The sequence below is a fragment of the Maridesulfovibrio sp. genome (assembly GCF_965230075.1).
Taxonomy (GTDB): domain Bacteria; phylum Desulfobacterota; class Desulfovibrionia; order Desulfovibrionales; family Desulfovibrionaceae; genus Maridesulfovibrio.
In genome coordinates this window covers 4,629,033-4,652,121 of the sequence record NZ_OZ245945.1, presented here as the reverse complement: position 1 = coordinate 4,652,121, position 23,089 = coordinate 4,629,033, and the positions used below count along the sequence as shown (strand labels likewise).

22 protein-coding genes and 1 pseudogene are annotated in these 23,089 nt (G+C 49.9%); 8 read left to right on the top strand and 15 right to left on the bottom strand.

Annotated features, from left to right (window positions below; translation table 11 throughout):
• Together ACO05Z_RS21010 and hflC (ACO05Z_RS21005) are read right to left on the bottom strand one after the other, a co-directional pair.
• Positions 1-434: FAD-dependent oxidoreductase (locus ACO05Z_RS21010; protein WP_421904145.1), on the bottom strand; the 434-nt coding region annotated here is incomplete at its 3' end.
• An 86-nt stretch (positions 435-520) separates the two neighbouring features.
• A pseudogene (gene hflC / locus ACO05Z_RS21005) lies at positions 521-1,135 on the bottom strand (protease modulator HflC); the annotation flags it as partial.
• A 42-nt stretch (positions 1,136-1,177) separates the two neighbouring features.
• Here hflC (ACO05Z_RS21005) and hflC (ACO05Z_RS21000) point away from each other — a divergent pair.
• The 7 genes from hflC (ACO05Z_RS21000) to ACO05Z_RS20970 all read left to right on the top strand — a co-directional run bounded on the left by hflC (ACO05Z_RS21000) (position 1,178) and on the right by ACO05Z_RS20970 (position 8,647).
• Complete coding sequence (gene hflC / locus ACO05Z_RS21000; RefSeq protein ID WP_421904144.1) at positions 1,178-2,035, top strand: protease modulator HflC; 858 nt, start codon at positions 1,178-1,180, stop codon at positions 2,033-2,035.
• 86 nt (positions 2,036-2,121) lie between these two features.
• Positions 2,122-3,249 (top strand): UDP-galactopyranose mutase, encoded by a 1,128-nt coding sequence (gene glf, locus ACO05Z_RS20995; RefSeq protein ID WP_421904143.1) that lies wholly within the window; start codon positions 2,122-2,124, stop codon positions 3,247-3,249.
• A 126-nt stretch (positions 3,250-3,375) separates the two neighbouring features.
• Positions 3,376-4,203: a formylglycine-generating enzyme family protein gene (locus tag ACO05Z_RS20990; protein WP_421904142.1), complete on the top strand. Its 828-nt coding sequence runs from the start codon at positions 3,376-3,378 to the stop codon at positions 4,201-4,203.
• A 22-nt stretch (positions 4,204-4,225) separates the two neighbouring features.
• Entirely contained in the window at positions 4,226-5,065 is an 840-nt protein-coding gene (locus tag ACO05Z_RS20985; protein ID WP_421904141.1) for a formylglycine-generating enzyme family protein, read from the top strand.
• A gap of 17 nt (positions 5,066-5,082) precedes the next feature.
• Positions 5,083-5,985, top strand: a complete 903-nt coding sequence (locus tag ACO05Z_RS20980; RefSeq protein ID WP_421904140.1) for a formylglycine-generating enzyme family protein — start codon at positions 5,083-5,085, stop codon at positions 5,983-5,985.
• 14 nt (positions 5,986-5,999) lie between these two features.
• Positions 6,000-7,526 (top strand): caspase family protein, encoded by a 1,527-nt coding sequence (locus tag ACO05Z_RS20975; RefSeq protein ID WP_421904139.1) that lies wholly within the window; start codon positions 6,000-6,002, stop codon positions 7,524-7,526.
• A 119-nt stretch (positions 7,527-7,645) separates the two neighbouring features.
• Entirely contained in the window at positions 7,646-8,647 is a 1,002-nt protein-coding gene (locus ACO05Z_RS20970; protein WP_421904138.1) for a hypothetical protein, read from the top strand.
• A 7-nt stretch (positions 8,648-8,654) separates the two neighbouring features.
• Here the strand turns inward: ACO05Z_RS20970 and hemW are convergent, their stop codons facing one another.
• From hemW to ACO05Z_RS20945, 5 genes are all read right to left on the bottom strand, one after another.
• Positions 8,655-9,851 (bottom strand): radical SAM family heme chaperone HemW, encoded by a 1,197-nt coding sequence (gene hemW, locus ACO05Z_RS20965; RefSeq protein WP_421904137.1) that lies wholly within the window; start codon positions 9,849-9,851, stop codon positions 8,655-8,657.
• Between the two features lie 18 nt (positions 9,852-9,869).
• Positions 9,870-10,703 (bottom strand): universal stress protein, encoded by an 834-nt coding sequence (locus ACO05Z_RS20960; RefSeq protein ID WP_421904136.1) that lies wholly within the window; start codon positions 10,701-10,703, stop codon positions 9,870-9,872.
• A gap of 104 nt (positions 10,704-10,807) precedes the next feature.
• Entirely contained in the window at positions 10,808-11,359 is a 552-nt protein-coding gene (locus tag ACO05Z_RS20955) for an epoxyqueuosine reductase QueH (protein WP_421904135.1), read from the bottom strand.
• 55 nt (positions 11,360-11,414) lie between these two features.
• Complete coding sequence (locus tag ACO05Z_RS20950; RefSeq protein ID WP_421904134.1) at positions 11,415-12,887, bottom strand: Rne/Rng family ribonuclease; 1,473 nt, start codon at positions 12,885-12,887, stop codon at positions 11,415-11,417.
• A 51-nt stretch (positions 12,888-12,938) separates the two neighbouring features.
• The gene (locus tag ACO05Z_RS20945) at positions 12,939-13,925 is read right to left on the bottom strand and encodes a radical SAM protein (RefSeq protein WP_421904133.1); all 987 of its coding nucleotides are present in this window, start codon (positions 13,923-13,925) and stop codon (positions 12,939-12,941) included.
• A gap of 326 nt (positions 13,926-14,251) precedes the next feature.
• On the opposite strand from ACO05Z_RS20945, the gene ACO05Z_RS20940 reads away from it, so the two are divergent.
• A complete protein-coding gene (locus ACO05Z_RS20940; protein WP_421904132.1) occupies positions 14,252-15,178 on the top strand; it encodes a tRNA (adenine-N1)-methyltransferase in 927 nt (308 codons plus the stop codon).
• 72 nt (positions 15,179-15,250) lie between these two features.
• Here ACO05Z_RS20940 and ACO05Z_RS20935 read toward each other — a convergent pair whose 3' ends face one another.
• The 8 genes from ACO05Z_RS20935 to ACO05Z_RS20900 all read right to left on the bottom strand — a co-directional run bounded on the left by ACO05Z_RS20935 (position 15,251) and on the right by ACO05Z_RS20900 (position 23,079).
• Entirely contained in the window at positions 15,251-15,733 is a 483-nt protein-coding gene (locus tag ACO05Z_RS20935) for a hypothetical protein (RefSeq protein WP_421904131.1), read from the bottom strand.
• 10 nt (positions 15,734-15,743) lie between these two features.
• The gene (locus tag ACO05Z_RS20930; protein ID WP_421904130.1) at positions 15,744-16,508 is read right to left on the bottom strand and encodes a Fic family protein; all 765 of its coding nucleotides are present in this window, start codon (positions 16,506-16,508) and stop codon (positions 15,744-15,746) included.
• 120 nt (positions 16,509-16,628) lie between these two features.
• Positions 16,629-17,084: a YccF domain-containing protein gene (locus ACO05Z_RS20925; RefSeq protein WP_421904129.1), complete on the bottom strand. Its 456-nt coding sequence runs from the start codon at positions 17,082-17,084 to the stop codon at positions 16,629-16,631.
• A gap of 177 nt (positions 17,085-17,261) precedes the next feature.
• A complete protein-coding gene (locus ACO05Z_RS20920) occupies positions 17,262-17,435 on the bottom strand; it encodes a hypothetical protein (RefSeq protein ID WP_421904128.1) in 174 nt (57 codons plus the stop codon).
• A 77-nt stretch (positions 17,436-17,512) separates the two neighbouring features.
• Positions 17,513-18,826 carry a methyltransferase domain-containing protein gene (locus ACO05Z_RS20915; RefSeq protein ID WP_421904127.1) on the bottom strand — a complete coding sequence of 438 codons (1,314 nt, stop codon included), beginning with the start codon at positions 18,824-18,826 and terminating at the stop codon, positions 17,513-17,515.
• Between the two features lie 207 nt (positions 18,827-19,033).
• Entirely contained in the window at positions 19,034-20,680 is a 1,647-nt protein-coding gene (locus ACO05Z_RS20910; RefSeq protein ID WP_421904126.1) for an AMP-binding protein, read from the bottom strand.
• A 140-nt stretch (positions 20,681-20,820) separates the two neighbouring features.
• Positions 20,821-21,378 carry a helix-turn-helix domain-containing protein gene (locus ACO05Z_RS20905; protein ID WP_421904125.1) on the bottom strand — a complete coding sequence of 186 codons (558 nt, stop codon included), beginning with the start codon at positions 21,376-21,378 and terminating at the stop codon, positions 20,821-20,823.
• A gap of 54 nt (positions 21,379-21,432) precedes the next feature.
• Positions 21,433-23,079 (bottom strand): AMP-binding protein, encoded by a 1,647-nt coding sequence (locus ACO05Z_RS20900; protein WP_421904124.1) that lies wholly within the window; start codon positions 23,077-23,079, stop codon positions 21,433-21,435.
• Positions 23,080-23,089 lie beyond the last annotated feature (10 nt).

Below are 23,089 nucleotides of genomic sequence, written 5' to 3'. Positions count from 1 at the left end.
ATGAGGCTGATCGCTTTTTCTTCAAGGTTCTGCGGATCAGTGATGTTTTCTTCTGCGCTTTTGCTTTGGATGAAGTCTTCAGCCTCATGCGGTTTTAAGCTTATCCCGAAGAATGAATTAATGGTCTGCAGGTTGACCGGCATATGAAAGGTGCGGCCCTGATAGGTGGTCACCACCTTGTGTCTGTAACCGTTGAACTCAGTAAAACGATTCAGGAAGTCCCAGACTCGCTGTATTTTTGTATGGAAAATATGAGTGCCGTAGCTATGGAATTCAATGCCTGTTTCTTTATTTATCCGGCTGTGGCAGTTGCCGCCGATGTGGTCGCGTTTATCGATGACCAGAACTTTCTCACCTAAGCTCTCGGCAATTTGTCTTGCAACGGTACAGCCGGTAATTCCGGCACCAACTATAAGATGCTTGCAGTTTTCCATATGAAGTCTCCGGAAAAAAATTAAAGCCCGTAATATCTTATAAGATACTACGGGCTTATTTTGGTCATGTCGAGTTTGCTGCGAAACTACTTCATGTATTTCAAGAACGGGTTGTCCTGTGAGAGGATCAGCCTGGTGTTCTTTTTGAGTCCTGCTTCATATGCTTCGAGGGACTTCTTGAATTCGTAGAATCTGGGGTCCTTGCCGAAGCTGTCAGCATAGATTTTGGTTGCTATACCTTCACCTTCACCGCGCAGGATTTCAGCCTTGAGGTTGGCATCCGCGAGGGTGATTGCTCTTTCCTTGTCAGCCTGAGCAGTAATGCGGGCTGCAGCTTCGCTACCCTGTGAGCGGTACTGTTTGGCCATACGCTCACGTTCTGCTCGCATACGTCCGTAAATAGCACGGGCGTTTTCAGGCGGCAGGTCGGTACGTTTGATGCGAACATCAAGGACTTCAATACCGTAAGGCTTGAGCAGAGCATTTGAAGTCTGGGTAACCTCTTCCATGATGGAAGTACGGTCACTGGAGATGATTTCGATCAGTGTGTAGCGACCAAGGGCAACGCGGAGTTCCGCATAGATGATATCATCCAACCGGGCCTGGGCGCGGGGGATGGAACGCACGGTGCGGTAGAACTGCAAGGGATCGCTGATGCGCCACTTGGAGTAGTTGTCCACAACCATGTTTTTCTCTGGACGGAACCCTTCCCGTGCAAACCGGTAAAAAATAGGGGATAAGACATGAGTTTACTCAAGAAAAGTTCCGCTCCCCTGGCAATTCTGATTATTGTTGCCGTACTGGGGATTGCGCAGAGTGCATACATCGTTAAGCAGACCGAGAAAGCCATCGTGCTCCAACTCGGTAAGCCCAAATCCGGCCCCATGGGACCGGGGCTGCATTTCAAGCTGCCCTTTGTCCAGAACGTAATCTACTTTGATTCACGTCTTCTGGAATATGATGCCCGTCCGGCTGAAATCCTAACCAAAGATAAGAAAAACATGGTTGTGGACAACTACTCCAAGTGGCGCATCAGCGATCCCTTGCAGTTCTACCGCACCGTGCGTTCCATCCCCCGCGCCCAGGCCCGGTTGGATGATATCATCTATGCGGAACTCCGCGTTGCCCTTGGTCGCTACACACTGATCGAAATCATCTCCAGTGACCGTACTTCCATCATGGAAGAGGTTACCCAGACTTCAAATGCTCTGCTCAAGCCTTACGGTATTGAAGTCCTTGATGTTCGCATCAAACGTACCGACCTGCCGCCTGAAAACGCCCGTGCTATTTACGGACGTATGCGAGCAGAACGTGAGCGTATGGCCAAACAGTACCGCTCACAGGGTAGCGAAGCTGCAGCCCGCATTACTGCTCAGGCTGACAAGGAAAGAGCAATCACCCTCGCGGATGCCAACCTCAAGGCTGAAATCCTGCGCGGTGAAGGTGAAGGTATAGCAACCAAAATCTATGCTGACAGCTTCGGCAAGGACCCCAGATTCTACGAATTCAAGAAGTCCCTCGAAGCATATGAAGCAGGACTCAAAAAGAACACCAGGCTGATCCTCTCACAGGACAACCCGTTCTTGAAATACATGAAGTAGTTTCGCAGCAAACTCGACATGACCAAAATAAGCCCGTAGTATCTTATAAGATATTACGGGCTTTAATTTTTTTCCGGAGACTTCATATGGAAAACTGCAAGCATCTTATAGTTGGTGCCGGAATTACCGGCTGTACCGTTGCAAGACAAATTGCCGAGAGCTTAGGTGAGAAAGTTCTGGTCATCGATAAACGCGACCACATCGGCGGCAACTGCCACAGCCGGATAAATAAAGAAACAGGCATTGAATTCCATAGCTACGGCACTCATATTTTCCATACAAAAATACAGCGAGTCTGGGACTTCCTGAATCGTTTTACTGAGTTCAACGGTTACAGACACAAGGTGGTGACCACCTATCAGGGCCGCACCTTTCATATGCCGGTCAACCTGCAGACCATTAATTCATTCTTCGGGATAAGCTTAAAACCGCATGAGGCTGAAGACTTCATCCAAAGCAAAAGCGCAGAAGAAAACATCACTGATCCGCAGAACCTTGAAGAAAAAGCGATCAGCCTCATCGGACGCGAATTGTACGAGGCCTTCGTCAAAGGCTATACCCTCAAGCAATGGGAGTGCGACCCCAAAGAACTGGACGCCTCAATTATTACCCGGCTGCCCTTCCGGCATACGTATGAATGCGACTACTTCACTGACCGCTATCAGGGCATTCCTTGGGACGGATATACCAAACTGTTCGAACGCATGCTGTTCCACGAACAGATTGAGACCAAGCTGAACGCGGACTTCTTTGACCTGAAACGGATAGTCCCCAAAGATTGTACGGTCTATTACACAGGCCCGGTGGACAGGTACTTTGACTACTGCCACGGGAAACTGACCTGGCGTTCCCTGCGCTTCGAATACCGGGTTGAGGATGTGGAAGATTATCAGGGAACCTCGGTCATGAATTACGCAGATATCGACGTTCCTTACACCCGTATCCACGAATACCAGCACCTGCATCCGGAGAGGGAAAATAAAAGCGGCAAAACCATAACTGCACGCGAATTTTCCATGAAATGGAAACAGGGTGATGAGCCATATTACCCGGTCAACACTGACGAAGACCGCAAGCGGCACGAATTGTACAGGATCAAAGCTGATAAACTGGAGAATGTGCACTTCCTCGGAAGGCTGGGGCAGTACAAATATTACGACATGGATCAAGCCGTTCTGGCTGCATTGGAGTTCTGTGACCGGGAACTAAGCTAAACAGTCTTCACAACAATTTGGAAGCAATAAGCCGTTAGCACAAGCTGGCGGTTTTTTCTTTGCCTGTCCTTCCTAAAATCACCCGCATGAAGTATACTTGTAGGCAAACCAGTAAATGGGTGAACCATGAACCGACTCATACTGAGTATAACTATACTGATGACACTTTTCATGACCATGGATGCGCGCGCCTATGAACAAGAGGTGAACGCAGAGTGGATGGCTTTTACCACCACTCCCGGCAAAGATTGGGTGGAGCCGTTCACCGGGATGGAGTTTGTCTGGATTCCGGCAGGCTGTTTCATGATGGGATCACCTAAATTAGAGAAAGGACGCATGGAACATGAAGGCCCGCAACGCAAGGTCTGTGTGGATGGTTTCTGGATGGGCAAATACGAGGTAACCCATGGAGAATGGGTTACCATCATGGGAAAAGATCCCGACTATCATTACTTTGATGGTTTCGAGAAATATCCAATGAGTTCTGTTTCCTGGGATGACACCCAGAAGTTCATCCAAAAGCTGAATACCAGAGGCGTAGGCAAGTTCAGACTGCCCACGGAAGCAGAATGGGAATACGCTTGCCGATCCGGAACCACCACCCGCTATTCCTTCGGAGATATTATCAACACAGATCACGCAAATTATATGGATGACATTAAACCCTCCATCGACAGTGGATCGATCAAACCTGTCGGAACATTATATCCCAACAATTTCGGGCTTTATGACATGCACGGTAATGTCTGGGAATGGTGTGAGGACACTTTTGAATGGTACTCCCCCGGCCCGGTGGAAAATCCCCTGATAGTCAGGGCTGACAACCCCGTCAGAGTAGTACGTGGAGGAAGCGGCTTCAGCACCCCCGAATATCTGCGCTCAGCTTTCAGAGGAGGCTACAAAACAAATGAGCGGAAAATTCTCAACGGCTTACGGCTGGTCCGCAGCCCCTGACCAAGCAGCAAGCAGGTAAAAGATGAAACAATTCCTACTGCTCATAACCGTCCTCTGGGCAACATTTGCAATACCTATGGAAGCCTGCGCCTATGAAACGGATTTGGATGCGAGTTGGATGGCTTTCACTGCTACTCCCGGCAGAGAGTGGATGGAGCCGTTCACCGGAATGGAATTTGTTTGGGTCCCTACAGGCTGCTTCAATATGGGTTCACCGGAATCGGAAAAAGGACGCAAGGAATATGAGGGTCCGCTCCGCAAAGTCTGTGTGAATGGATTCTGGATGGGTAAATATGAAGTTACGCAAGAAGAATGGATGATTATAATGGATAAAAACCCCTCCCACTTTTCCAATTACGGGACCGAGGATCCGGTCGAAAAAGTGTCATGGGACGATGCCAAAACATTCATCCGTAAATTAAACGCCAGGGGAGTAGGAACATTCAGGCTGCCCACGGAAGCTGAATGGGAGTACGCATGCAGAGCGGGAACGACAACCCCCTACTCCTTTGGAAATACGGTTAATACGGATCTGGCTGCTTATCTGGGACTGGATTCATACGACCAGATGACCTCAAGATGGCACGGGGGAACTAAACCTGTCGGAACATTTGAACCCAACAAATTCGGACTCTACGATATGCACGGTAATGTCTGGGAATGGTGTGAGGATACATATGAATGGTACCCGCCCGGTCCGGCAGACAATCCCTTGCTCGTGAAGAGCGGCAACAACATACGCATTCTGCGTGGCGGAGGCTGGTACAGTATTCCTAACTACCTGCGGTCCGCCTACAGAACCGGAAAGGAAAAAGAGACCAGAGAATACTACAACGGTTTCCGGCTGGTCCGCAGCCCTTAAACACAGGCAGGTGATCCATGAAGAGACTCATTCAAGCTATAGCAACCGTTGCATTTCTCCTGCTGCAAGTCCTGCCGTTAACCGCGGCTGACTCAGATAATATTGATACTGGCTGGGAACCGCTGCAGGATGCTGCTCCACAAGCTGGTCAAATCTGGACTGAACCGACCACAGGAATGGAGTTTGTCTGGATTCCGGCTGGCTGCTTCATGATGGGCACCCCGGACTCGGAAAAAGGCAGGGAAGAAGATGAAAAGCCCAGACACGAAGTCTGCGTGGATGGATTCTGGATGGGCCGCTATGAGGTGACGAATAAACAATTCCGCCAATATAACCCAGAAGCAGTCTACCCCTTTGAAGACGACGAAAAAGAAATGGGAAGCCCGGACCGTCCTGCCGTTTACACCAATTTTCTGGAAGCCAAGAAATTCATTCAATGGCTGTCCAGCAAGGGGTATGGAAAGTTCCGCCTGCCCACGGAAGCGGAATGGGAATATGCCTGCCGGTCCGGAACTGACACCCGATTCTTCTGGGGAGAATCCGAAGCTGAAGCCTGCAAGTACGCCAACATAAATGACCGCTCAGCAGTGAAAGAATATGATCGGGGCAGAGAAGTTTTTCCGTGTGAAGATAATTATTTTTCCAGCGCCCCCGTCGGAAGCTACAAGCCCAACCAATTCGGGCTCTACGACATGCTGGGTAATGCCATGGAGTGGTGCGAAGACTGGTATAATGTCAAAGCATACTCTTACCACAGCCGCAAGAATCCTTTCTACAAAGGGAAGAGCGATACACGGGTCGTCCGCGGCGGCAGCTTTATAAACGAACCGCAATACGCCCGTAGCGGCAACCGCTATAAACTTCAGGATTGGGACGGAAAAGACCTTCAGGGATTCCGGCTGGTCAAAGAGCAACCATAAACTTCGGGGGACATATGAAAAAATATACAACCGTTACCATCTTGTCTGTTGCTTTTTTACTCCTGTCCTCATTTGCCATTGCCCAAAAGGACATGTGCCTTGTGGCACGGGAATTTGCAGCCAAGGCTGTTGCCGGATTTGATAAAAATCCCAAAAAATCACTGGCCGGACTCATGCAGGCCAACAAATGGTGCCCCGAGGACCTGAAGATAGCCTACAATCTGGGCTTGGCCTACTACCGCTACAAAAGACCTGACAAGGCTTATGAAATCTGGTCTGAGCTATACAAAAAGAAACATACCAACAAAAAGCTGGTCCAAAACCTAGGCTGGCTGGCTTACAAACTGGGCAAAAATGATGAAGCCTTGGATTGGGCCAGAGTAATGGGCGAAACCAAAAGTTCCACCCGACTTAAGCTGACCATCCAATTCCGGCAGGGTAAATACGAAGGAGCCATGGCCTTTGCTGAAAGTAATGCCAAGCTGCTGGACCGCAAAGACCTTGATCAGGCCGCTGAATACCTTGTTGAAAAACAATGGCAGCAATTCCGGGCCGGGAACCGCGAAGCAGCCACCGGGAATATAGTCCGCTTAAGCTCTGTTTACCCGGACTCAAAAATCATTGGTCAGGCCAAGGACAAAATGATTCTGGCCATGTGGGACGACTCTGTAGATATACCTGTACCCCAGCCATTGCCGGACAGCACTTTCAATGCCGAAGCCATGCAGGCCGCAACCGGGGAAAGCGAAGTTCTTCAGATCAGCAAGATCAAACCCACAGCCAAACCGAATAAAAAAGCTTTTGCGGTAATCGTCGGAATCAACAAATACCAGAGCATCAACGGCCCGCGCTTTGCCGCCAATGACGCCAAACAAATGCAACGCATGCTGACCCGCATGTGCGGCTTCAAAAATGATCAGAGCCACATCAAGCTGCTGCTGGACCGCGAAGCCACACTGGGTAATATGCTTAACAGCCTGAATTGGCTGGAACGAAAGGCTAGGCTGAACCCCGGGGCCAAGATCGTTTTTTACTTCTCCGGGCACGGCTCCCCCCTGCTGGCTGCGGATAAGACCACCATCAAGGACGGGCTGCTCATTCCTTATGAAGCGCATCAGGACAGCTTGAACACCCGGACTGCAATCTCCCTTGCAGAGCTGGATAAGCGTTTCTCCAAAATTAAAAACAAGAACATCCTGACCATCATTGATGCCTGTTTTTCCGGTTCCGGCAAATCCGCATCAGGCATGAAACTGATTAAGCCGCAGGTTAAAAAGGAACTGCTTTCGGGCAAGAAACAATTCATTACCGCCTCGGCTGCTGACCGCCCCGCAGAAGAATACGCACCGGGCAGGCAGGGCGCATTCAGCTACTTTTTCCTGCAAGGCATGATGGGGGCCGCAGACAGCAATAAAGACGGCTGGGTTGATTCTGTGGAAGCATACAGCTACGCCAAGGCCAAGCTGAATGCCCTTGACCTCGAACAGGACCCCAAAATCACCAGCAAGAAAAAAATCAGACTGAGCAAGGTCAGAAAATGATGCAATCCAGAACAGAAAAAAGGAGTCCGGCCTACGCACTAGCACTATGCAGCTTATGCATAATGTTATTTTTGACAATATCTTGCGGTCCGGCAAAAGCACGCTCGCTGTTTGATAGGATGTCCAACCTTGAACGAGCCGGGGAGACCCTTGCCGAAGAGCTGACTGCAAACGGACTGCTGGGCGGTAAAAGAATAGCCGTTCTTGAATTTGAACCCCACGGGAACTCAGCCCCCTCCATGCTCGGAAAAAGGATTGCAGAATATGTGAACCTTGCCCTGGTCAGGGAGGATGAACGGACTTGGACAGTTGTTGAGAGGTTGGAACTGGCCCGCATGCACAATGAAATGAGCGAACACAAAGAACATTCTGTGGACTACAACGAATGGATGCGCACCCACCTGCGTGCGGATGTACTGGTTCTGGGCAATTATGTACTTAGCGGGAAAAAACTGCGCATCACCGCCAAGGCTGTTGATCCGGTCAACGGGAGCACAATCGGTTCCGCAACAGTCTCCCGCAGGGTGGATGATGAGATCAAACATCTGGCCCGGACCAGAAAACCAGTCACAGACTTTGCCCGCGAAGTGGAAGACATCACCGCCACGCTCACCGGTAGGGCGAGCACACGGAGAACTGGTACCCAGTCACAAGTAAAACTTTTCAAACTGGTAAGCGGTAACAGGATCAATTTCAAGCAGGGCATGATGCCGGTCTTCAATCCCGGAGACGAAATGGGGTTCTCGGTCAGACCGCCCATGACTTCGAAGCTCTATATACTCAACTATGATCCGGCCGCAGAACAGGGGCAGGCCATCCTGCTCTACCCCATCCCTTTGATGGACGTTCAGGTCTTTCCCAAAAACAAGACCAGCTTCTTCCCGGCAATAATTTCACAGGGAGTAAGCTCCTATAAAGTGGAAGAACCTTTCGGGCGTATGCTCTTCAAGATAATCGGGGTTGATTCATCCGTAGCCATGGATCTGACAGAATCACTTAAGGAAGAAGACGGCTATTACTGGCTGGATTCCAGCAACCTGAGCAGCTTCATCGAAGCCCTCTCCTCCCTGCCGGACAGCGCATGGTGGTCCGAAGATATTGAGTTTTGGATTGAACCGTAAGCAAGCCCTAACTGAATGCAAGGGACTCCAAAATAGAGTTGGAAACCAGCATACCGTTCTTGGTCAGCCGTAAGTAGCCAGCACTCATACGCACCAGACCATTCTTGTGCAGGGCACTGATCACCGAGCCTTTCTCTTTGGTCAGGTCGCGTCCGGTAAGGTCTTTGTAGTCGGAAAGCTTTAAACCTTTTGTGGTACGCAAACAGAGCATGATCAGTTCCTGTGCCTTGATTTCATCGGTGAGTTCCTCAAAATCCTCCCCAACAAAGCCGCCACGTACGGCAGCGTCATACTCATCCAGATAACGCGGATTGGTGAACCTGCGGTTGCCGATTGTAGAAACTGCGGACGGCCCGAGTCCTAGGTAATCCAGACGGTCCCAATAGCCTTGGTTATGACGGGAAATAAAACCCATGCGCGCGAAGTTTGAAATTTCGTACTGGATATAGCCCATGGCTTCCAGATATTCGGCCCCGTAAATGAACATACGGGCCTGCTCCCCATCCGGAGGCAGTTCCATATCCAGATCCTTAGCCCGCTGTCCAAAGACGGTTCCCGGCTCAATGGACAGCCCGTAACAGGACATGTGCTCCGGCTTAAGCTGAACCACGGCCTTTAATTCATTATTCCAGTCCTTGACCTTTTGGCGCGGTAACCCCCAGATCAAATCAATGCTGATATTTCCGAACCCCGCCTTGCGGGCCATGTAATATGAATCAGCAGCCTGCCTTGCGGAATGCGGACGGCCTAGGGTTTCAAGATTGCGGTCATCAAGGGACTGAAAGCCAAGGCTGAGCCGGTTGATGCCCATATCGTAGAGGGCCTTGAAATATGAAAGGTCATTTGCGGAATCGGGGTTGGCTTCAAGGGTGATTTCCATACCCTTAGTGAAGCTGAAATGCTTGCGTAGCGCATCCATAATCAACTCAAGCTGGAACGGCGGGATCAGGCTGGGTGTGCCACCGCCGAAATAGACTGTGCCGATACGCGGATTCTTGAGCCGCTTACCCCAGAGTTCAATCTCGGAAAGCAGGGTCTTCATGTACCATGCAAAGCCGACCTGCTCAAAAGGCTGGGAATGGAAAGCGCAATAGTTACACTTGCGTTTGCAGAAAGGCACGTGAATGTAGACCAGAAGGTTTCTGGCTTCACTGCCGTCTCCACGCAATAACGGGGCATTAAAAAATGCGGGAGTCAGTCCCATTAATAGAAATCCTTATCTTTACCTGCTTATCCAGAGAGTTGCCCCTTCCAATTGGTGCAGAAGCTTAACACTGAGCGAACGGGGAAAAAGCTTTTCAATAGCAGTCTTATCGTGCTCACCGCGTCCGGCAGCGACTGCGGCGTAGGGTTTCTTGGCAACTTCCGCCAGAATGGCCTTGGCAACATCATCACCGTCTACAACAAGTTCCTTGATCCGTTCCGGGGCTACGCCGTTAGCTTCAAGATGTTCACGGGTGACCTCAAAAATATCTTCCGATGTTGCCGCACCCTTCTCCTTTGAATCATGGACATGGAGCATGGTGATATCATGGTTTGGATTATCCCCGAGCACGAATCCCACATGATCCGCAATCCTCTGCGAAGGAGCATCTTCATCCACGCAAAGCAATACGTCCTTGCGCGGAAGCTCTTCCGGGCATTTGCAGAACCAGAGCGGAAAGTCAATCTCTTCCCAGATAACCTTGGAACCGACACTGTAATCAAAGAACTCCTCAAGTACAGACTGGGTCTGGCGACCAAGTATGACCGCATCATACATGCCCTTATGCCCTTCCTGAACTATCTCGCGGGCAGTATTCCCCCGGGAGTAAATACTCTTCACATCAATTTTGCTGTCTGCACAGAAATTGTGGTCAATAAACCACTGCCGGGTTTCATCAAGCAACTTGCGTCCCTTCGCCAGAGACCCTTTACTCCATGAACTCTTCGGGGGAGCCACATGAAAAAGAGTAATGCGCACATCGCATGGAGAGTGAAAAAAATTCTTTATAAATCTGACCGCGTATGAAGCCGTAGAGTCCGCACGGACACAAACCAGAAGATGCTTTTCCATGTCTACCTCATCCTGTTGCTGTCAAAATATAGCAAAAAGCAGCAGCACTACTTTCGATTACAATCACTTAAGACAGGATAACCATAGAGAAGCATTAAAACAAGCTAGTTTTTTTTCAACTCATTCTCATAACGTTCATTTTCACTGAACAGGCAACCACAATACTGCTGGCGATAGATACCCATTTCCTTGGAACGTTCAATACCTTCTTTCCAGCCTTCACGAAAATCATAGTAGTAGAATTCGCATTTGCTTTTTCCAGCCATGTCTTTCCCGAGTTCGGCAATGCGATCATGCTGTTGGAATTTACTGTAAAGCAAGGTGGTGGTGTAGAAATCAAAATTGCCGCGCTTGGCAAGGGAAAGGGTCCGCTCCAGACGGTCCGCATAGCAATGGAAGCAGCGGTTTGCTTCGCGGAAGGCGGCATTACGGAACCATTTCTTGGAATCGTACTCATCCAGCCTGCCGATGACCTTAACATTCATTTTTTCGCAGACTTCAAGAAAACCGTCTCTACGGCGCAGATATTCCTGCAAAGGGTGAATATTCGGATTGTAGAAAAACGCAGAGACTTCAAACCCCTGATCTCTCAGCACATCAATAGTAGTGATAGAGCAGGGGCCGCAACAGGCGTGAAGTAAAATTCTTTTTGACATAGCTATAAAAAGATTAGTGGGGGAGTGTTAAAACACTCCCCCACTAATTTATTAATTATTCATTCCACTGAATTTCGATGTTGATCTTGGTATCGAACATCTTTTCGTACTGGGTAATTGCATCGCGCTTATGGTTGAGTAGATAAAGAGCCAACTCTTCCTCGGCATCGTAAACCAACGGGGATTCACAGTTGGGCTTGCGCAGCATGCGGTAAATATCTTTAATAGCCTGCATGGCCTGCCATTCCATGTTGCGGCGGATACCGGTACCGTCACAGCAGGGACAGGCTTCAGTGGAAACCGCAATAGCAGACGATCCAAGACGCTGGCGGACCAGCTCCATAAGCCCGAAACGGGAAATACGCCCCACATCGGTGCGCGCACGGTCACCCTTGAGCGCTGCACGCATGGTCTTTTCCACCTCGCGACAGTGCTTGGGGTCCTTCATTTCAATGAAATCGATAACCACCTGACCGCCAAGATCACGCAGCTTGAGCTGGCGGGCGATCATTTCAGCACTTTCCTTGTTGGTCTTCAGGGCCATTTCCTTGAAATTGCGCTCGCCGCCGATCTTACCGGAGTTGATGTCGATTGCAGTCAAAGCCTCGGTCTGGTCGAAGACAAGGCGTCCGCCGGAAGGCAGATTGACCTCGCGGCCATAAATCTGCTCGATCTGCTTAACCAGATTGAAGCGTTCCCAGAGGGATTTGTCGGTATCCGAATGGAGCTTAACCAGATTGGAGCGGCGCGGGAAAGAAAGGGTAGCCAGCTTCTTGACCTGTTCAAGGGTCTCCTGATCATCAACCCAGATTTCCACAACGTCGGAAGACAAGTAATCACGCACAGCACGGGCTGCCAGTCCCATTTCCTCGTATACGAGGGACGGAGGCTTGGCGTCCTGTCCTTTTTCGCGGATGTCATTCCAGAGACGGGTCAGGAACTTGAAATCACGGCGCAGGGCGGATTTGCTCTGGCCCTTGCTGGCGGTACGTACGATAACGCCCACCCCGGCTCCGGGATTGACCTCATCAATGAGTTCCTTGAGTCTTTCTCGTTCTTTCTCGTCTTCAATCTTACGGGAAATACCGATCTGCTCACGTCCGGGAGTAAGTACAAAGTAACGGCCCGGAATGGAAAGATAAGAGGAAAGGAATGCACCTTTCTTACCGGTGGGTTCCTTGACCACCTGTACGAAAATTTCCTGCCCGGGTTTCAACACCTTCTGGAGCAGGGGGTAGCGGTGCCCTTTCTTGAGCTTGTAAGCACCCTGATAGTACTCGGGATGCACCTCATCAACCTGCAGAAAGCCGTTGCGTTCGGCCCCGTAGTTGATGAACGCCGCCTGCAATGCGGCATCGATATTGTGGATGTAACCTTTGTAAATGTTACCTTTGGTCTTGGCCTGATGGAGCATTTCTACGTAATACTCAATAACCTGACCTTCCTGAGTCAGCGCGACCTCCACCTGTTCGCCGGGGAGAACGCTGATGAACATTTTCTCTTTTTTCTTCTGCTTTTTACCTGTCATTTTTAATCCAAAGAAAAGTTTTTAAATTTTCCCCGGATTCAGCAGCTTAATTCATGATTCGTCGTCAAGCCTGCAATCGTAATAGATGTCATTTCCAGTCTGCTTGACGTGCAGTCTGCCGCTTTTTTCCAGTTCCGCCAGAACCTGTTCCACCCTCTCCAAGGGAATCTCAAGTGCTCCGGCGAGCTGTTGCGCTGTCTGCGGCCTGCGCATGATAGAAGCCTGAATCCGGTCAAATGCGTGGGAGTCATCGCCCTGCACATGGGCTAATGTCTCATCACCGCTCCTTTTCTTTGCGCCGATATCCGGTCCGCAATCCCTGTCTTTGCAGGGCGCGGCATCAAGAACTTTTTTCCAGTGGCCTAGGGTCTCGGAATCAACCGGACCGGCCTTCTCCAGAGTACCGGGACGCGAAAGAGTGACCACATCAATGCGGTCCGGGGCAAGTTCGGTGCAGAAATCTTTCATCAGCGAAAGGTTTTCATCCGAATCGTTGTATCCCCGTGAAAGGAGCACTTCCAGAAAAATCTTACCGTTGAACTCCTTGCGGAATTCGATCAGGGCTTTGGCAATTGCCGTAGGGTCTGTCCCTTTGCACGGCCTGTTTATGGCCCTGAATTCCGAAGCAACAAGGGAATCCATGGAAGGAAGCACCACATCGGCTTCCAGCAGTTCCCTACGCACTTCGGGGTCCGTCATGGCGGTCGCGTTTGTCAGCACGGCCACAGGCATGGACGGGAAAAGTTTTTTTACGCCGCGAATAACTTCGGGCATTTCAGAGTTGAGGGTCGGTTCCCCGAGTCCCCCAAGGGTAATCACCTCGGGCGGCTGATGCCCCTCCTGCTTCCACTTCTCAAGTTCATCAAGAATATCAGCCGCGGGTACATAAACATCACGTTCACCAGTGAGCAAATCAGTCTTACCCACTTCACAATAAACACAATCCATGGAACAGACCCTGCTACCAAGCAGGTCCAATCCCAGTGAACGCCCTATCCTGCCGGAAAAAACCGGCCCGAAGACATACCTATAACCCATAACGGCCTCATCAAGAAGCAAAAAATGCTTTTAATTTTGATACACTTCGCGCCTAAGGCTAACGGCCTTTGGAATCCCTAATAGTTAAATCCGGGCATGAACACTAAATGCGTCCTACCTTAATTCCAACTGTGATTTTTGCGGGAGATGTGTAAAAATAACTGCGCGAAGATAAAATTCATTCAATGCGGTAGTTAAGCACTTATTCTTAAATGTCAAAAAACTCAAGTTATATATATGTGACGCAGATGGTGCTTTATCTGCAGCCTTGACTTTATGCGGTTTCATCCGTAATCGGGCCATAGATCAATTCAGGAGGAAGTCTAATGCTTGAAGCTGGACAACTAATTTTGCTCGTTAACCCCAAAGGCAAGCGCTACCTGCGCACACTTAACGCCGGGGAAGAAATACATACACATGACGGCATGATGTATACCGATAACATCCTCGCCGCAGGGTACGGAAAGGTTGTGGAAACCCACTTGGGCCACAAATACCAGATCCTCAAACCCACCATTTACGATATCATTAAGGGCCTCAAACGCCAGACCCAGATCATGTACCCCAAAGAGATCAGCTACCTGCTGCTCAAACTGGGTATCGGTCCCGGCACCCGTGTAGTTGAATCCGGCTCCGGTTCCGGCGGCCTGACCACTGCTCTGGCCTACTACGTAGGTGATACCGGTAAGGTGTACACCCACGAAAAACGCCCCGAATTTTACAAGCTGGTCCGCAAGAACTTAGAATGGGCCGGACTTGCACACCGCGTTGAGCAGTTCAACCTCGATATCGAGGACGGCTTTCTGGCCTCCGATTGCGACGCCCTCTTCCTCGACGTACCCAATCCGTGGGATTTTCTGCATCACATCCCCAAAGCGGTTATCCCCGGCGCCATGTGCGGTTTCCTGCTGCCGACCACCAATCAGGTCAGCGATCTGCTCAAGGCCATGGAAAGTGCGCCCTTCGAAGAACAGGAAGTCTGCGAAATCTTAGTTCGCCGCTACAAGCCTATCGCAGAACGGTTGCGCCCCGAAGACCGCATGGTAGCCCACACCGGATACCTCGTCTTCGCCCGCAACATGGCCGGCTGCGAAATGAGCATCGAACCGCCCAAGAAAAAGCGTGAGAATCGCGGCAAGCCCGCAGCTGACAAGTATAAAGTTGACCGTAAGGACATGATTCACGCCAAGAAAGATGTTCCTGAAGCATCTGAAGAAGCTAAGCCTGAATCCAGTGAGGAGAAGGCTGAGTAAGTTCGGTTGTGGATAGTTGAAGATATGAAAGTGAAAAGCCGGGTCTCCGTTGGGAGGCCCGGTTTTTTTGAATCATTTCACAAAAAATGAGCATGCAATTCCTAAAAAAAGGACTCCCGCGGCACTAAATCCAGTAACGATAGATATAATCGCCAAAAAATTTGAAAGACTAAATCCCTCTTCCGGTTTTTGGTCTGTATATATCTCATCCAAAACGGATTCTATTCGTTCTTTATCTCCATCTTCAAGTGACTTTGCCAGCTTTGATAAGAGAACTTTTTCTTTAGCTATTGCAGAAAAATTACACCGCATCATAACAACTTCAAGCCCAACAAAAAGTCCACCTGAAATTAAAATCAAACATCCCGATGCTGCCATCCAAAAATCTTCTACACCTTTATCCCAAAGTTGTGCCCATAGAGCCAAAAAACCTACGTAACCTATTGATGCAATCTTTTGAGCATATTGCTGTAACGCACTTTTAGCATGCTCGTAGGTAACAGTCCTAGTCGCAAGGCAGACTTTACAATCTTCAAGATATTTATCGTCAGTCACACTCATCCCCCTACCTCACCCGCTCCAAAACCCCACTCAAACTCTTCAAAACATACCCGGCAATCAACTTAATAAATTCAATCTTGTCATCCTCAAGATTACGCTTCTCCAAAGCATTGTAATAAGCCAGACGACTCTCGGTATCCCCGGCGATGTTAACGACCAGATAGCCACGCTGCATCAAGATTAAATTCATGACCAAACGTGCGGTTCGCCCATTGCCGTCTATGAATGGATGGATGGTAGCAATGCGCTCATGAACTTCCGCAGCAAGCACTACAGGATGCAGCACAGGTTCATTCTCTTCGTACCATGCTCTCAACTGTTCCATGAATATCGGAACCTGCCATGGTTGCGGAGGGATGTGGCGGCTGCCGGAAATCGCAACAGGTACGCTGCGGTATCTACCTGCGTTATCGCGATCAATGCCTTGCAGGATGATGCCGTGGATGTCCTTGATGACCTTCTCAGAAAAAACTGGTTCTGCGGACAGTTCACGAATATACTGAATGGCTTCGTAATGGTTAACCGCTTCAAGGTGCTCCTGCATGGACTTGCCACCGATGGTCAGCCCCTTGTTGATAACAAGGTCAGTCTCGCGCAGAGTCAGGGTGTTACCCTCAATGCGGTTACTGTCGTAGGTATATTCAATATTCAGAGCTTCCACGATCTGAGAACTGACGGAATCGCGGCATGCATCAAGCTGTGCCTTGCGCTCATCAATTTCGCTCAATAACGCGGTCAGGGATTCGGATTTAAGGTAATCAGTAGGCATAGGGACTCCTTTACCACAAAGTATTTACTTAGCCTATGAAGGTCAATCCGCTATCAGCAACAAAAGCCCCGCACTCACACGAGCACGGGGCTTTTCAAATCTCCAACAAAACTTCAACAACTAACGGATATGCTTATTAATAGCTTCCTCATCCTTACGACGCTGCACTTCATGGGCAACAACGGCGGGCACGCAGACCATACCGACTGGATTGAAGATAGTCCGCAGGGACTTTGCTAACACCAAAGCTACCGGGATACCGACAATTGATATTGCCAGACCTACTATCTGGGTGATGGTGATCAGAGCGAAGATGATCCCGAAGGGAATCCAGAGGATCATGATGATTGTGGAATAGGCTTCCCAAGCGGGGTTACTTTCCACATTGAGGTCCTCTTTGGAGACCATGGACCAGCTGAAGGGCGCGAACAGAAACTTACTATACTGGATTAAGCCCAGACCGAGCGGCGAAGCTACTACGGTCAGCACCAGCAGTGAACCGAGCAGGAAGAACATGATCGCGTTTATGAATCCGAAGAAAGGAAAATACCAAAGGATGTTTCCGAGTGTTCTCATTTTTTAACTCCAAAGTTTAAAGCTCTACCCCACACCAAAACGAAATTGCGGAGAGTTGCATATTCTCTTTTCCCCTTATCCCGGCAAAACATCAAGTCTTATTCACGCATAAGAAAGCCCCGGTACGACCGCACTGGGGCACACCGGGGCTTACTATTATTCAAACAACAGCCAAACCTATTTCGACCATTCCCTGATCTTCTTGATTTCTTCCTGATCCACCTTGATGTGCTCCAGGAAAGCCTGATGCTTTTCCGGGTAAAGCTTTTCAAAAGCCTTGTGCCAGTTATGCATATCTTCATCGCTGAATCCGGCCTCGCGGAATATTTCAATCCATTTTTCCTTATCCATTGTGCTCTCCTGCTCTTAATTTGCAACCATGTGGCCTGCATGGCTGCGGTTTATATTAATCTGCAGATTACTGCTTATTATTTCTTGCGGGCAATGTAGAAAACATACCCAAGGTAATCATGATACTTGCGCATAATTTCCATTTCCTTTTCATTGCAATCAACCACAGCCTGCGCTTCCGCAGAGCCATTGTGCTTCTCAATGAATGCGGGGGTAGCATCGGCGATGTCCTTGTAAAATACATCCCACCAATCCGATTGCGGAAGGACAAAATGCTCCACAACCTCAAAGCCCTGCCGCTCGAGAATAGCAATGTTCTCGGCAATGGATTTCATCTCCGGATAGCCTTCATTCCAGAACGCGACAGCTTCTGCGGGACGCTCATCAGTCGTCCAGGTCATCTCGCTAAGTGCGATCCAGCCACCGGGCTTGAGGAACTCCTTCCATTTGGAGATGCCGTTTTCAAAACCCATTAAATAGATGGCCCCCTCGCTCCAGATCAGGTCGAATGAATCAGCTTCATATCCCAGATCATTCATATCGCCCTGCTGCACTATAATGCGCTCAGCAACCCCGGCATGTTCAGCATTAGCAGCCAATTTATCCAACGCGTCCTGCCAGTTATCTACAGCTGTTATTGTAAACTCGCTATCCTTGCATAGATCAATTGCCTGTCGCCCAGTTCCGCAACCGACATCAAGCACCTGTGCCTTTTGCGGTAATCCGCTGGTGGCTGCCAAAGCCCGTTTGGTAGTCTCAGTGCTGCCCGGGCCAAGCATGTTCAATCCGGCAAAAAATTCAAAGAAAAGTTCCATATATCTCTCACTCGCTTTTTGTATTTTCTGGATCCGTTGTGGCCCTGCGGACCACTTGCGGATCAGGCGGATTTCATCGTCTGGTATCTGTAAATATTCCAGAAACTGCTGATGCTTATCCGGATGGGTATGTTCAAAAGCCTTGTGCCACTCTTCCATGTCCTTTTCACTGAACCCGGAGGAACGCAACACTTCAGTCCACGCTGCCTTGTTGAGCTTTGTGGATTTAACCTCCGGAGAACTCTTCAATATCCCGGAAATGAACTCCCGCTGCTCATGGAGCGAGGCAATCTCCTCATTCAACTCCTTGAGCCTTGTCTCCAGCACCTCAGTTATTCCACTCACCGGAGAATCAAGTATGACCTTAATCTCCTTAAGGGGAATCCCGGCTTTGCGGTAATGGCAGATATGAGCCAGCCGCTTTTCCTCCTCTGCGCCATATGAACGGTATTCACCCTTCATATGCTTCGTTGGAGACAACAACCCAATCGAATCATAATAAAGCAAAGTACTGCGCGAGAGGCCATATTTCTTAGCCAGCCGTCCCACAGTCAAACCTGACGATGTTTTAACCATAATTAACTCCATGCATAGCTATGCAATGAACCTAACATGAACTATGAAGTTATAGACAGGTCAAACAAAAAAGACCGCAATATCTTCAAAAGATATTGCGGTCTCTTACTAGACGTATTTTATAAGCTACACGGCGAAGCCCAATAAAAAGTTTTGGGATTCTTAAACCCTTTTCCCAAAAGGGTTTAAGCCGCCGGAGGCATGCCTTTATGCCTTTGCTTCTTCCTCATCCTTAGCACGGATCTCGGCACGTTTGATTTTGCCGCTGATGGTCTTGGGCAACTCTTTAACGTAATCGATGATGCGCGGGTACTTGTAAGGAGCGGTAACCTTCTTAACGTGATTCTGCAATTCCTTGGTCAGCTCCTCGCCGCCTTCATATCCGGGAGCGAGAACAACGGTGGCTTTTACGGCCTGACCACGCACATCGCAGGGCACACCGGTTACGGCGGCTTCAACGATCGCGTCGTGGGTGATCAAGGCAGACTCAACTTCGAAGGGTCCGATACGGTAACCGGAACTCTTGATCAGGTCATCGGTTCGTCCGAGGAACCAGTAATAGCCGTCCTCGTCCATCCAGGCCTTGTCACCTGTCTGGTAGTATCCGTCGACCATGACGTTCTCGGTTTTCTGAGGCTCATCAAGATATCCGGTGAACAATCCAACTGGACGGGGATCAAGTTTAACGCAGATCTGGCCTTCTTCACCGGGAGAACAAAGATTGCCTTCGGTGTCGATGAGCGCAATATCCCAACCAGGACAAGGCTTACCGATGGAACCCGGTTTGGGCTTCATGTTGGGGAAGGTTGCGATCTGCAGCACGGATTCAGTCTGACCGTAACCTTCGTAAAGGGGCAGTCCAGTGGCTTCCTTCCATGCCTCAAATACGGAAGCATTAAGCAGCTCGCCAGCAGTGGTGCAGTGGTGCAGCGCGGAAAGATCATACTTTGAAAGATCTTCGCGGATCATGAAACGGTAAACTGTGGGAGGTGCGCAGAAGGTAGTAACCTTGTTTTCTGCAAGGACACGCAGCAGCTCGGAAGGCTCGAACTTGCCACGGAAATCCCAGACAAAAACCACGGCCCCGGCCATCCACTGACCGTAATATTTACCCCAGACAGCCTTACCCCAGCCGGTATCAGCGAGGGTCAGGTGAACGTCTCCGGGCTCAAGGTCATGCCAATAAGCCCCGGTCACATAGTGGCCCAGCGGGTAGTTATGCGTATGCTCAACCATCTTCGGCTGTCCGGTGGTACCGGAAGAGAAGAAGATGAGCAGGGAATCGTCTCCGCCCGCACAATCTGACGGACGGGGAAAAGAATCGGAAGCTTCATTGCAGATGGTCTCGAAATCGAGCCAGCCGTCATGCAGATCACCTTCTCCAGCCTGAACCATAACCTGAAGAGAAGGACATTTTTTCTGCGCTTCATCAGCACGGTCAGCAACGGAATCCTCAGCGATAATGCCCTTGATCTTGGCGAAATTTACCCGGAACTCAATGTCCTTCACGGTGAGCAGGTTCGGGGAAGGAACGGGCACAGCACCGATCTTGTGGCAGGCCAACATAGCTACCCACCAGTCGATACGGCGGTAAAGGATGATCATGATCCGGTCACCCTTTTCAACCCCGGCCTTGCTCAATGCATTGGCGAGGCGTGCGGACTTCTTGGAAAAAAAGTCGAAATCTTTTTCAGTGCGGGTGCCATCCGGCCCGATGTGGATCATTGCCAAACGACTGGGATCGTCAGCGGCAATCTTGTCCACGCAATCAAAGGCAAAATTGTAATTCTCGGGAACTTCGGTCTTGTATTCGGCACAGAACTCTTCGTGAGAGCCGTATTTCTGCTTTTCCATTTTCTTATATCTCCACGGAGGATAGCTTTGTATCCTGATATTTGCTGTTGGTTGACGTTAAATCCTCAAATGTAAAAACCGTGTTTTTTACCGCAGGCCGCAGAAGCATTCACCGGGTGAATACATTCCGAAGCGACCTGCTAGAGAATGACGTCCAGCATACGCGCGGATTTGCCGTCAAGACCTCGCAGAGCGTGGGGAGTATTGGAATCAAAGTACAGGGAATCGCCTTTTTCAAGCTCAAGCACGGAATCACCGAGCCTCAATTCAAGACGTCCTTCAAGCACGTAAATGAACTCCTGCCCGCGGTGGGTGGTGAAATTCATGTCGGAAACCTCTTTGGACGGAACTTCGACCATGAAAGGCTCCATACGACGACCCACAAAAGTGGATGCAAGGTTCTTGTAATCGTAGTCCTCGCGGCGGTCCACAGCCAGCCCCTTACCCTTGCGCACCAGCGCGTAGTTGGTCAGGCGGGCTTCGCTGCCGGAAATCAGCACTGTCAGACTGACTCCGCAAAGGTGAGCCACATCCATCAGGTAGCTGACCGGAATCTCTACAGTACCGGATTCGAACTGTTCAGCACGCTCAGGGGTAACCCCGACCTTCTCAGCCAACTCTTCAATGCTCATGTCCATTGCATCACGCAGGCCGGCAAGCCTCGGTGCAATTTCCTTATAAGCCTGTTCGTTACTCATATTGCCTCCGTTATTAAAAAAGGGGCTTTGCCGGAGCAAAGCCCCCTTTGCGTTTTATGCGTCAGGGTAAAGCTCTGCAGCCATATCCCGGAGTTTGTATTTCTGAATCTTGCCGCTTGCAGTCATGGGATAAGCGTCAAGGAAAGTAATGTACTTGGGAATCTTGTAGCGGGAAATCTGTCCACGACAGTAGTCGATGACATCCTGCTTGGTCATTTCCACACCATCCTTGAGGATGATGAATGCACCGACCTGCTCGCCGTACTTTTCACTGGGAACTCCGGCTACCTGTACATCGAGAATACCGTCCATGGTGTAGAGGAATTCTTCGATTTCACGGGGGTAGATGTTCTCGCCACCACGAATAATCATATCCTTGAGGCGTCCGGTTACATCAACGTACCCTTCTTCATCCATGGTTCCAAGGTCACCGGAATGGAGCCAGCCATCCACATCAATCGTAGAATTGGTGGCTTCGGGATTGTTGTAGTAACCCTTCATAACGTTGTAACCACGGCAGCAGATTTCGCCTGTTTCACCGTTTTCGCACATCTCACCTGTTTCCGGGTTGATGATAGCCACTTCGATTTCAGGCATTGCCCGGCCAACGGTTTCGGTGCGGCGCTGCAAACTGTCGCTCATGCGGGTCTGGGTCATAACCGGGGAAGCCTCGGTCAGGCCGTAACAGATGGTGATGTCTTTCATGTTCATCTTGTCCATGACCTTCTTCATGACCTCAATGGGACAGGGCGATCCGGCCATGATACCGGTACGCAGGGAAGAATAGTCGAATTTCTCAAACAGCTTGTGCTCAAGAATAGCGATGAACATGGTCGGCACGCCGTACAAAGCGGTACACTTCTCTTGATCCACGGACGCCATAACCAGCAGCGGATCAAATCCTTCAAGGATGACCATGGTGGTACCGTGGTTCACTGCGGCCAGTACACCGAGTACACAGCCGAAGCAGTGGAACAGGGGCACGGGCAGACAGAGACGGTCACCGGGCTGGAAGCCCTGGTTCTCGCCGATCCAGAAGCCGTTGTTGCCGATATTGTAATGAGTCAGCTGCACACCCTTGGGGAACCCGGTGGTTCCGGAAGTGTACTGCATGTTGACCACGTCATGGGGATCAAGAGTAGCCTGACGGGCTTCATAATCTTCTTCAGTGGTAACTGCGGAAAGGTTGATCACTTCGGCCATGGAGTACATGCCGCGGTGCTTTTCCTGACCGAGGAAGAAAACCCTTTTCAGATCTGGGAATTTTTCGCTCTTCAGGTAGCCGCGTTCCTGAGTCTTAAGCTCAGGAATCAACTCATATGCAGTCTGGAGATAGTCGATCTCCCTGAAACCGTCGATGATGACCAGGTTCTCGCACTCGGACTGCTTGAGCAGGTATTCCAGCTCAGTGGTGCGGTAAAAAGTATTAACGGTCAGCAGGATAGCCCCGATCTTGGCAGTAGCAAACTGCAAAGCCACCCAATAAGGCACGTTGGTAGCCCAGACGGCGACCTTCTCACCCTTTTTGATGCCGAGAGCCATGAGGCCCATAGCCAGATCATCCACCAGCTCACCGAATTCGCGGTAAGTCAGGCGAAAATCGCGGTCCACATAAACAACGGCTTCCTGATCGGGCCATTTTTCAACAGCCTCGTCCAGCAATCCCCCGAGAGTAATTTCCCTAAGATGTGATTGTTCCATAAAACTCCCC

Coding starts and splice junctions, on each gene's coding strand:
- ACO05Z_RS20950 (WP_421904134.1), bottom strand. CDS start 12,887: ATGACAGGTAAAAAGCAGAAGAAAAAAGAGAAAATGTTCATCAGCGTT.
- ACO05Z_RS20930 (WP_421904130.1), bottom strand. CDS start 16,508: ATGCCTACTGATTACCTTAAATCCGAATCCCTGACCGCGTTATTGAGC.
- ACO05Z_RS20910 (WP_421904126.1), bottom strand. CDS start 20,680: ATGGAAAAGCAGAAATACGGCTCTCACGAAGAGTTCTGTGCCGAATAC.
- glf (WP_421904143.1), top strand. CDS start 2,122: ATGGAAAACTGCAAGCATCTTATAGTTGGTGCCGGAATTACCGGCTGT.
- ACO05Z_RS20990 (WP_421904142.1), top strand. CDS start 3,376: ATGAACCGACTCATACTGAGTATAACTATACTGATGACACTTTTCATG.
- hflC (WP_421904144.1), top strand. CDS start 1,178: ATGAGTTTACTCAAGAAAAGTTCCGCTCCCCTGGCAATTCTGATTATT.
- ACO05Z_RS20940 (WP_421904132.1), top strand. CDS start 14,252: ATGCTTGAAGCTGGACAACTAATTTTGCTCGTTAACCCCAAAGGCAAG.
- ACO05Z_RS20975 (WP_421904139.1), top strand. CDS start 6,000: ATGAAAAAATATACAACCGTTACCATCTTGTCTGTTGCTTTTTTACTC.
- ACO05Z_RS20980 (WP_421904140.1), top strand. CDS start 5,083: ATGAAGAGACTCATTCAAGCTATAGCAACCGTTGCATTTCTCCTGCTG.
- ACO05Z_RS20900 (WP_421904124.1), bottom strand. CDS start 23,079: ATGGAACAATCACATCTTAGGGAAATTACTCTCGGGGGATTGCTGGAC.
- ACO05Z_RS20915 (WP_421904127.1), bottom strand. CDS start 18,826: ATGGTTAAAACATCGTCAGGTTTGACTGTGGGACGGCTGGCTAAGAAA.
- ACO05Z_RS20905 (WP_421904125.1), bottom strand. CDS start 21,378: ATGAGTAACGAACAGGCTTATAAGGAAATTGCACCGAGGCTTGCCGGC.
- hemW (WP_421904137.1), bottom strand. CDS start 9,851: ATGGGACTGACTCCCGCATTTTTTAATGCCCCGTTATTGCGTGGAGAC.
- ACO05Z_RS20970 (WP_421904138.1), top strand. CDS start 7,646: ATGTCCAACCTTGAACGAGCCGGGGAGACCCTTGCCGAAGAGCTGACT.
- ACO05Z_RS20960 (WP_421904136.1), bottom strand. CDS start 10,703: ATGGAAAAGCATCTTCTGGTTTGTGTCCGTGCGGACTCTACGGCTTCA.
- ACO05Z_RS20945 (WP_421904133.1), bottom strand. CDS start 13,925: ATGGGTTATAGGTATGTCTTCGGGCCGGTTTTTTCCGGCAGGATAGGG.
- ACO05Z_RS20925 (WP_421904129.1), bottom strand. CDS start 17,084: ATGAGAACACTCGGAAACATCCTTTGGTATTTTCCTTTCTTCGGATTC.
- ACO05Z_RS20955 (WP_421904135.1), bottom strand. CDS start 11,359: ATGTCAAAAAGAATTTTACTTCACGCCTGTTGCGGCCCCTGCTCTATC.
- ACO05Z_RS20920 (WP_421904128.1), bottom strand. CDS start 17,435: ATGGATAAGGAAAAATGGATTGAAATATTCCGCGAGGCCGGATTCAGC.
- ACO05Z_RS20985 (WP_421904141.1), top strand. CDS start 4,226: ATGAAACAATTCCTACTGCTCATAACCGTCCTCTGGGCAACATTTGCA.